Source organism: Xylophilus sp. (assembly GCA_009914555.1).
GTDB lineage: Bacteria > Pseudomonadota > Gammaproteobacteria > Burkholderiales > Burkholderiaceae_C > WNDY01.
Window position 1 is genome coordinate 98,895 of record WNDY01000008.1, and the last position, 8,602, is coordinate 107,496.

General features: G+C 66.4%; 12 protein-coding genes. All 12 read right to left on the reverse strand.

The window, feature by feature from the left end; genetic code table 11:
* Positions 1-14 precede the first annotated feature (14 nt).
* The 12 genes from prmA to rpsF all read right to left on the reverse strand — a co-directional run bounded on the left by prmA (position 15) and on the right by rpsF (position 8,385).
* Positions 15-908, reverse strand: coding sequence for a 50S ribosomal protein L11 methyltransferase (gene prmA / locus GAK38_RS06700; protein WP_325342558.1), 894 nt, complete (start codon positions 906-908; stop codon positions 15-17).
* 4 nt (positions 909-912) lie between these two features.
* Complete coding sequence (gene accC / locus GAK38_RS06705; RefSeq protein ID WP_325342559.1) at positions 913-2,262, reverse strand: acetyl-CoA carboxylase biotin carboxylase subunit; 1,350 nt, start codon at positions 2,260-2,262, stop codon at positions 913-915.
* Positions 2,263-2,273: 11 nt separating this feature from the next.
* Positions 2,274-2,729, reverse strand: coding sequence for an acetyl-CoA carboxylase biotin carboxyl carrier protein (accB, locus tag GAK38_RS06710; RefSeq protein WP_325342560.1), 456 nt, complete (start codon positions 2,727-2,729; stop codon positions 2,274-2,276).
* A gap of 132 nt (positions 2,730-2,861) precedes the next feature.
* Positions 2,862-3,458 (reverse strand): TlpA family protein disulfide reductase, encoded by a 597-nt coding sequence (locus GAK38_RS06715; RefSeq protein ID WP_325342562.1) that lies wholly within the window; start codon positions 3,456-3,458, stop codon positions 2,862-2,864.
* Positions 3,455-4,048: a hypothetical protein gene (locus GAK38_RS06720; RefSeq protein WP_325342563.1), complete on the reverse strand. Its 594-nt coding sequence runs from the start codon at positions 4,046-4,048 to the stop codon at positions 3,455-3,457. Before GAK38_RS06720 ends, GAK38_RS06715 begins: the two co-directional genes overlap by 4 nt.
* 85 nt (positions 4,049-4,133) lie before the next feature.
* Positions 4,134-4,355 carry a SlyX family protein gene (locus tag GAK38_RS06725; RefSeq protein WP_325342565.1) on the reverse strand — a complete coding sequence of 74 codons (222 nt, stop codon included), beginning with the start codon at positions 4,353-4,355 and terminating at the stop codon, positions 4,134-4,136.
* 5 nt (positions 4,356-4,360) lie between these two features.
* Positions 4,361-4,966 (reverse strand): hypothetical protein, encoded by a 606-nt coding sequence (locus GAK38_RS06730; protein ID WP_443089169.1) that lies wholly within the window; start codon positions 4,964-4,966, stop codon positions 4,361-4,363.
* Positions 4,967-5,288: 322 nt separating this feature from the next.
* On the reverse strand, positions 5,289-6,701 hold the full coding sequence (dnaB, locus tag GAK38_RS06735; protein ID WP_325342568.1) for a replicative DNA helicase: 1,413 nt from the start codon (positions 6,699-6,701) through the stop codon (positions 5,289-5,291).
* Between the two features lie 197 nt (positions 6,702-6,898).
* Positions 6,899-7,351, reverse strand: coding sequence for a 50S ribosomal protein L9 (gene rplI / locus GAK38_RS06740; protein WP_325342570.1), 453 nt, complete (start codon positions 7,349-7,351; stop codon positions 6,899-6,901).
* 20 nt (positions 7,352-7,371) lie between these two features.
* Positions 7,372-7,653, reverse strand: a complete 282-nt coding sequence (rpsR, locus tag GAK38_RS06745; protein WP_325342572.1) for a 30S ribosomal protein S18 — start codon at positions 7,651-7,653, stop codon at positions 7,372-7,374.
* A gap of 21 nt (positions 7,654-7,674) precedes the next feature.
* Positions 7,675-7,965, reverse strand: a complete 291-nt coding sequence (gene priB, locus GAK38_RS06750; RefSeq protein ID WP_325342574.1) for a primosomal replication protein N — start codon at positions 7,963-7,965, stop codon at positions 7,675-7,677.
* 39 nt (positions 7,966-8,004) lie between these two features.
* Positions 8,005-8,385 carry a 30S ribosomal protein S6 gene (gene rpsF / locus GAK38_RS06755; protein WP_325342576.1) on the reverse strand — a complete coding sequence of 127 codons (381 nt, stop codon included), beginning with the start codon at positions 8,383-8,385 and terminating at the stop codon, positions 8,005-8,007.
* Positions 8,386-8,602: the final 217 nt, after the last annotated feature.

Here is an 8,602-nt window from a genome sequence, read left to right on the forward strand (position 1 = left end):
CAAGCCCCGGTGCATCAGCGCCGCGCGGTCATCAGGATCCAGCCATCCTCGCTGTCCTCGACCTCCAGTGCGAGCCAAGGCGCGTATGCCCCCTTGAGCTCGCCGGCCTGGCGCTCCAAGATGCCGGCCAGCACCAGGTGGCCGCCTTCGGCCACATGCGCACACAGCAACGGCGCCAGCACCTTGAGCGGCGTGGCCAGGATGTTGGCCAGCACCGTGTCGTAGGCGCCCCGGGCCAGCTCGGGCAGGCCGGTGCGCAGCACGGCGCCGTTGGCCTGTGCGTTGAGCGCGGCCGAATCCACCGCAGCCGGATCGATGTCCACCGCGTCGATGTCGGTGGCGCCGTGCCTGGCCGCGCCGATGGCCAGGATGCCGGAGCCGCAGCCGTAGTCCAGCACGCGGCCCAGTGAGCCCGCGCCGCCCTCGCCGTTGCGGGCGATCCAGCGCAGGCACATGCGCGTGGTCGGATGGGTGCCGGTGCCAAAGGCCAGGCCCGGGTCCAGCCGGATGGTGCGCACGGCCTGGCCCGGCGGCTCGTGCCAGGTCGGCACGATCCAGAACGTGGGCGTGATTTCCACCGGCTCGAACTGCGACTGCGTCAGGCGCACCCAGTCCTCGTCGGGCACGGCGGCGATGCCGAGCACGCGGCTGCCGGCGAAGAAATCCTGCGCGGCCACCAGCGTGGCGGCTTCCTGCGCCGCAGCCTCGGTCGGGAACAGCGCCGCGATGCGCGAGCGCTGCCAGCCTTCGCGCGGCGGCGGCATGCCGGGCTCGCCGAACAGTGCCTGCTCGGCGTCGGTGGCCGCGTCGGCGTCTTCCACGCTGACCGACAGCGCATCGAGCGCGTCCAGCGCGTCGCTCACCGGCTCGACGCTGTCCTCGGGTGCCAGCAGCCTCAGTTCGTACATGGCATCACCGCTTGCGCTGGGACAGCCACTCTTCGAGGTAGTGGATGTTGGTGCCACCCTCGACGAACTTGGCGTCTACCATCAGTTCGCGGTGCAGCGGCACGTTGGTCTGGATGCCTTCGACCACCGTTTCCGACAGCGCGGTGCGCATGCGGGCCAGCGCCTGCTCGCGGGTGTCGCCGTGCACGATGATCTTGCCGATCATCGAGTCGTAGTTCGGCGGCACGAAGTAGTTCGCATAGACGTGCGAATCGACGCGCACGCCCGGGCCGCCCGGCGGGTGCCAGACGGTGATGCGGCCCGGCGACGGCGTGAACTTGTAGGGATCTTCAGCGTTCACCCGGCATTCGATCGCGTGGCCCTGGATCTGGATCTGGCGCTGGGTGAACGGCAGCTTCTCGCCGGCGGCCACCATGATCTGGGTGCGCACGATGTCCACGCCGGTGATCCACTCGGTCACCGGATGCTCCACCTGCACGCGGGTGTTCATCTCGATGAAGTAGAACTCGCCGTCCTCGTAAAGGAACTCGAACGTGCCCGCGCCGCGGTAGCCGATCTTCTTGCAGGCCGCCACGCAGCGCTCGCCGATCTTCTCGATGAGCTTGCGCGGGATGCCCGGCGCCGGCGCTTCCTCGATCACCTTCTGGTGGCGGCGCTGCATGGAGCAGTCGCGCTCGCCGAGGTAGACGGCATTCCTGTACTTGTCGGCCAGCACCTGGATCTCGATGTGGCGCGGGTTCTGGAGGAACTTCTCCATGTAGACGGCCGGATTGCCGAACGCGGCGCCGGCCTCGGCCTTGGTCATCTGCACCGCGTTGACCAGCGCTGCCTCGGTGTGCACCACGCGCATGCCACGGCCGCCGCCGCCACCCGCGGCCTTGACGATGGCCGGGTAGCCGATCGACTTGGCAATGCGCTTGATGACGGCCGGATCATCGGGCAGTTCGCCCTCGGAGCCGGGCACGCAGGGCACGCCGGCCTTGATCATCGCCTGCTTGGCCGAGACCTTGTCGCCCATGATGCGGATCGACTCGGGCGTGGGGCCGATGAACTGGAAGCCGCTCTTCTCCACGCGCTCGGCGAAGTCGGCGTTCTCCGACAGGAAGCCGTAGCCCGGGTGGATCGCCTCGGCGTCGGTCACCTCGGCGGCCGAGATGATGGCCGGCATGTTGAGGTAGGAATGCGGCGAGGCTGCCGGGCCAATGCAGACCGCCTCTTCGGCGAGCTTGACGTACTTGGCCTCGCGGTCGGCCTCGGAATAGACCATTACGGCCTTGATCCCGAGCTCGGCGCAGGCGCGCTGGATCCGCAGGGCGATCTCCCCCCGGTTAGCGACGAGAATCTTTTTGAACATGCGCGCCCTGATTACTCGATGACGAACAGCGGCTGGCCGTATTCGACCGCCTGGCCGTTTTCGCCGAGGATCTGGGTGATGGTGCCGGACTTGTCGGCCTCGATCTCGTTCAAGATCTTCATGGCCTCGATGATGCAGATCGTCTGGCCTTCCTTGACCTGCGCGCCGATTTCGACGAACGGATTGGCGCCCGGGCTGGCGGCGCGGTAGAAGGTGCCGACCATCGGCGACTTGACCGTATGGCCCTTGGGCGCTTCGACAGCCACGGGAGCCGCGGCCGCGGCGGCCGGTGCCGGCGCGGCGGCGACCGGGGCGGCCGCAACGGCCTGCGCAGGAACGAACTGCTGCACGACCGTGCCGCCGCCCTTGACAATGCGGACCTTGCCTTCGGCTTCCGTGATTTCGAGTTCGGAGACGTTCGATTCCGACACCAGGTCGATCAACGTCTTGAGTTTGCGCAAATCCATGGGGACTCCAACGTCAGAAACTGAGACAGCGCGCGAATGTACCCCAATTTCGCGCAATTTCTGACTTCTTCGTCCTATTTCTTGTATCTCATAAGAACGAGATCAAAAATTGTTCGAGGGCAAGGGTATTTTTCAGGCAGGCGCCGCAGCCCACTGGGTGAGTTCTTCCTGCGTCAGCTGGCCCATTTTACGCTGCCGTACCGTGCCGTTCGCCGTGAAGACCACGGTGAAGGGCAGCCCCCCCTCGGCATTGCCCAGATGGCGCGCCAGATCGGTGCCGCCCAGCCCGGCCAAGCCGATCGGAAAATCCAGCGCCATGCGGTCGAGGAACTTGCGCACCGCCGACGGCTGGTCGATCGCCAGACCGACCACCTGCCAGCCCCGGGCCGCCTGCTGTGCATGGAACTGCTGGAGCATCGGCAGTTCGTGCACGCACGGTGCGCACCAAGTGGCCCAGAAGTTCACCAGCAACGGCTTGCCGCGCAGCGCGCCGAGGGCGAGCGTGCCGCCGCCGGGCTGCTCGAAGGTCTGGCTCCACAACCCCGGCACCGGTTCGGCGGCGGCTGCCGGCTCGCCGTGCGGCCGCCGCTGGCGCCAAGCCACCGTCGCGCCGGCGGCCACCGCCGCGGCGGCCACGCCCCAGCGCAGCAGGCTGCGGCGGCTCGGCGACGAATCGAGGGGTATACCTTGATGGCGCTCGTCTTCTAATCGCTGTGGATCATTACTCACGAGGGTATCTCCTGTAGCAGACGGCGCACCGCCGTCAGGTCGCCGCGCGGCGTGCGGCCGCGGGCATCGGGCCGGAGGGCGCCGCGCAAGTCGTCGAGGTCGTAGACCAGCAAGTGCACACCGATCATCTCGCCGAGTTCGCGCGAGAACGACGACAGGGAGAGCGCCTCGACCGATTCGCCCCGGAAGCCGGTGACGGTGCGCGGTTCGTAGTCCACGCGGTGGTCGATCAGCGCGATCTCGGCGGATTTCGGGTCGTCGCAGAACAACTGGATGTAGATGTCCGAGCGGCGCGTGGCCGTGCCATACCAGACGGCGCCGGCCAGATGCGGCCGGAACTCCGCCATGCGCTCCATCCAGACGAAGGCCAGCTGGCGCAGCGCGCGCAACTCGCCAGGCTGGGTGTCGGCACAGAAAACAGCGATGTACTCGGCCACGGCTTCTTCCACCGCGTCGTTGTCGGGCAGCGCGGTGCGCGCCGGCAGGCCCAGGGCCTTGAGCGCGCGGCGCTTGGCCTGGGCGTATTCGGCGCCCTCCTCCACCACGAGGCGGGCGGCGGTGTTGGCGATCTCGGCGGCGACGGTGACCATGGCTTCATCCCCCCGGCAGATGGACGGCTTATTGTCCGATGTTTGCGCTCGCCGTGGCACAGCGGGGCATTGCGCGCCAGCCTGGTCAGTAATGGGGCGGCAGTTCGTCGCGCGGGTTGCGTGCCGCCGCCTCACCGGGCGCCGGCATCTGCTGGCGCAGCTGGGCCAGCTGCTCGGTCAGCGCCTCCATCTGCCGCTGCTGGCGGTAGATCACCAGGTTGAGCTGATCGAGCAGGTCCTCGGCGAAGGCGGCCTTGATCTCCAGCGCTTCGAGCCGGGCGGCGGTATCTCCGTGGCTGGAATCCATGCATTTCATCCTTTGACCAGAGCCAGGTAGTCGCGTCGCGTGGCCGGCGAGACGGCGGCGGTCACCTGGTCGTACGAAGTTCTGTGGCGCGCCAGTAACCGTGCCGAAGCGACGGTGCGCGACTTGCAGAACCAGTGACAGGTGTGCTGCATGAGGAACAGCTCGGCGCTCATCATGAAAGCCTTGTCGCGCGGCGACAGGCCCGTCGCGTTGGCAGCGACTTCCGACAGGCCACGCGCGTGGATGGCGAAGGCCTGCCGCACGTCGAACGTGGTGCGCGGCAGCCAGCGGCCCGCATAGGGCAGCGTGAACGGCAGGCGGCTGACCCGCGCCTCGTCGCTGCCGACCTTGGCGAAGCCGGCAGCAAAGCGGGTGACCTGGCCCGCCAACGCGCTCTCGGTGCTGCCCAGCAGCTGCCAGACCTGCTCGCGTCGCCCGGCCTCGGACTCGCCCAGGCCGCGCAGATAGCCTTCGGTCAGGTTCTCCATGAGCTTCTCGATCTGGAAGTGCCGCAGATGGCTGGCCAGCAGCACGATGCGCTGGCGCTGCTCGCGCAGCCGCAGCGCCATGAAGCCCGCAGCCACAAGCAGCGCGGGCAAGAAAAGGTCGATACCCATACTGCCGATTGTATCGGTGCCATATAGCGCGCAAGGAGGCCCGCGCACCGATGATTTGATATCCATGATTCGTCAGAAGCCGAATCGAAAAATCGCTCGATCAAAATCATCCATTTACTTTGACCCGGCGGCAATCCTGGAGAAACTCCGCCGCATCGAGGGCCGAACCGGCTCTTGCAACCCATGAGCCTATTGCCATACTGCGGCCCCAAATCACGTGCATCGATCGCCACGCATTCTCCTGCCGCATGACCATCGTCATCGCGCGCTGCCCCTATCCAGCAGCGAGCGAGTACCAGCCCCCTTCGCCAACGTTCTAATACTCGTCGCCGTAGCCCATCGCCAGGTTCTCGAAGCGAGTCTGGTTCTTCTGGAAGAACAGTTTCACCGTGCCGGTCGGCCCGTTTCGCTGCTTGCCGATGATGACCTCGGCCACGTTCGGCTCCTTGCTTTCCTTGTTGTAATAATCGTCGCGGTAAATGAACATGATGATGTCGGCGTCCTGCTCGATGGCGCCGGATTCGCGCAGGTCGCTCATCATGGGCCGCTTGTCGGTGCGGGTCTCGACCGAGCGGTTGAGTTGCGACAGCGCGATCACCGGGCATTGCAGTTCCTTGGCCAGCATTTTCAGGCCGCGTGAGATCTCGCCAAGCTCGGTCGCACGGTTGTCGGAGCTGCTGGAGCCCGAGCCGCTCATGAGCTGCAGATAGTCGACCACGATCAGGCCGAGCTTGCCGCACTGGCGCGCGAGCCGCCGCGCGTTGGCGCGCAGTTCGCTGGGCGTGAGACCGGGGGTTTCGTCGATGTGCAGCGAGATGTTGCGCAGCTTCTCGATCGCCTCGGTAAGCCGTGGCCATTCGTCGTCGCTGAGCTTGCCGGTGCGCAGGTTGCCCTGGTTGACCCGGCCGATCGAGCCCACGATCCGCACCGCAAGCTGGGCGGCGCCCATTTCCATGGAAAAGATCGCCACCGGCAGTCCCTCGTTGAGCGCCACGTGCTCGGCGATGTTGACCGCGAACGAGGTCTTGCCCATCGACGGGCGGGCCGCGAGCACCACTAGGTCGCCGGCCTGCAGGCCGCTGGTCATGCGGTCCAGGTCCTGGAAGCCGGTGGGCACACCAGTCACGTCGACCGGGTTGTCGGCCATCTCCTGGACGCGGTCGAGCAGATCCACCACCAGGGTCTCCATGGACTGGAAGCCCTGCTTCATGCGCGAGCCTTCCTCGCCGATCTTGAAGATCTTCTGCTCCGCCTCGTCGAGGATGCGGTCGATCGCCTTGCCCTGCGGGTTGAAGGCGTTGGTGGCGATCTCGTCGCTCGCGGTCACGAGCTTGCGCAGGATCGAGCGCTCGCGCACGATCTCGGCGTAGCGGCGGATGTTGCTCGCGCTCGGCACGTACTGCGCGAGCGAGTTGAGATACGCGAGCCCGCCGATCTCCTCCGCATGGCCCAGGCCCTGCAGATGCTCGAAGACGGTGATCACGTCGGCCGGCTTGCTGGCGTTCACCAGCGCGGCCACGGCCGTGAAGATCAGACGGTGTTCGTAGCGGTAGAAGTCGCTGTCGATCAGCAGGTCGCCCACGCGGTCCCAGGCGCCGTTGTCCAGCAGCAGGCCGCCGAGCACGCTCGACTCGGCCTCGATTGAATGCGGCGGCACCCGCAGCTGGGCGACCTGCCGGTCGGTCTCGACGAAACCGCTGTCTTCGATCGGGGGGAACACGGCGGACATGGAAAGCACTCCTGGGTCAACCTTGCATGCTAGCGCTCGCACGCCCGCGCGTCATGGAACAAGCCTGTGGAAAACCTTGGGGTAAGGCGTGGAAGGACGGTGGGCAGCGGTGCACGGCCGGCGCTGGCCCCAAAGACAAAAGCCGCCCGAAGGCGGCTCCTGGGTGCGTGCGGCGACGGGGAAGCGCCGCAGCGGCTTCAGGCGGTTTCGCCGTAGACCGAGACGGTCACGTCGACGACCACGTCGGTGTGCAGCGCCACGCTGACGGTGCTGTCGCCGATGGTCTTCAGCGGACCATTGGGCAGGCGGACCTGCGACTTGGCGACCTTGTAGCCGAGCTTGTTGATCTCTTCGGCGATGTCGGCATTGGTGACCGAGCCGAACAGGCGGCCGTCCACGCCAGCCTTCTGCGTCAGCTTGAGGGTCGAGCCGCCGAGCTTCTCGCCCTGGCCCTGGGCTTCGGCCAGCTTGGCGGCCGCGGCCTTCTCGAGCTCGGCGCGCTTGGCGTCGAACTCAGCCTTGGCGGCGGCGGTGGCGCGGCGTGCACGGCCGCTGGGGATCAGGAAGTTGCGGGCATAGCCGTCCTTGACCTTGACGATTTCGCCGAGGTTGCCGAGGTTGACGACCTTGTCGAGCAGGATGATTTGCATGGTGTGTTTTCCTCCCGGCTTCAGAGCTTGTGCTGGTCGGTATAGGGCACCAGGGCCAGGAAGCGGGCACGCTTGATGGCGGTGTTGAGCTGGCGCTGGTAGATCGCACGGGTGCCGGTCAGGCGCGCCGGGATGATCTTGCCGTTCTCGGCGATGAAGTCGCGCAGGGTGTCGACATCCTTGTAGTCGATCTCTTCGACGCCGGCGACGGTGAAGCGGCAAAAGCGCTTGCGCTTGAACAGCAGCGACTGGGTGTTGCGCTTCGGACGCTTGTCCTTGTTGAACTTCTTGAATGCGGCCATGGAGGGACCTCTTTTCGAAAATTAGATGGGCTGGATATCGAGGATGTGGAGCACGGCGAGCCTGCCGTTGCGCGGTGTCGCGAGGAATCCGGTGAAGGTCCAGTCGCTGCCGATGGGCTGCCGTGCAAGCCGTTCGGCCACCGCACCGAAAGCCACCGCCTTGATCGATGCGGCCACCTCGCGCTGCTGTCCTGCCTCACGCTGCTGCGAGCGGTGCTCGAGCTGCAGGTCGATGGCGGGAATGCCGGCGGGCGTGCTGCGCAGGGGCTTGGCCTCGGCGATGCAGGCGCTCAGGACGATGCGGTTCTCCACTCCTTCTTCACGGGCGAACGGTGGGCTGGCGCGGTCCGGTCAACGGTCGCGTTCACCGGCGTGCTCGGGCTGGGCGGCGCGGCGGGCTTCCTCGCGCTCGACGGCCTTGAGCACCACGGACGGGCCGGTGTCTGCCTTCTTGCGCTGCACGGTCAGGTGGCGCAGCACGGCGTCGTTGAACTTGCAGGCGAGTTCGAGTTCGGACAGCGTGGCCTGGTCGACCTCAATGTTGAGCAGCAGGTAGTGGGCCTTGGCCAGCTTGTTGATGAGGTAGGCCAGTTGGCGGCGACCCCAGTCTTCCACACGGTGGACCTTGCCGCCGCCGGCGGTGATCAGGCCTTTGTAGCGCTCCAGCATGGCTGGAACCTGTTCGCTCTGGTCCGGGTGGATCAGCAGGATGATTTCATAATGACGCGACATCGATACCCCTTGCTTGTGGATGGAAAGCCGCCTGCTGCGTCGTTAGCAGTGCGGCAAGGCAAAGCGCGAGATTATAGCCATCCCGCGTGCGGGGCTGTCAGTATTTCTGTGTGTGAGGCGGTTGGTGAACTGGTTTCTGGCTGTTGATCTATCAGGCCCCTGCCAGGCCGCCGGAGGCCCCCCCGGTTGGCCCATGGACCCATGGCTCAGCCCCTCA

Coding starts and splice junctions, on each gene's coding strand:
- prmA (WP_325342558.1), bottom strand. CDS start 908: ATGTACGAACTGAGGCTGCTGGCACCCGAGGACAGCGTCGAGCCGGTG.
- accC (WP_325342559.1), bottom strand. CDS start 2,262: ATGTTCAAAAAGATTCTCGTCGCTAACCGGGGGGAGATCGCCCTGCGG.
- accB (WP_325342560.1), bottom strand. CDS start 2,729: ATGGATTTGCGCAAACTCAAGACGTTGATCGACCTGGTGTCGGAATCG.
- GAK38_RS06720 (WP_325342563.1), bottom strand. CDS start 4,048: ATGGTCACCGTCGCCGCCGAGATCGCCAACACCGCCGCCCGCCTCGTG.
- GAK38_RS06725 (WP_325342565.1), bottom strand. CDS start 4,355: ATGGATTCCAGCCACGGAGATACCGCCGCCCGGCTCGAAGCGCTGGAG.
- dnaB (WP_325342568.1), bottom strand. CDS start 6,701: ATGTCCGCCGTGTTCCCCCCGATCGAAGACAGCGGTTTCGTCGAGACC.
- rplI (WP_325342570.1), bottom strand. CDS start 7,351: ATGCAAATCATCCTGCTCGACAAGGTCGTCAACCTCGGCAACCTCGGC.
- rpsR (WP_325342572.1), bottom strand. CDS start 7,653: ATGGCCGCATTCAAGAAGTTCAACAAGGACAAGCGTCCGAAGCGCAAC.
- rpsF (WP_325342576.1), bottom strand. CDS start 8,385: ATGTCGCGTCATTATGAAATCATCCTGCTGATCCACCCGGACCAGAGC.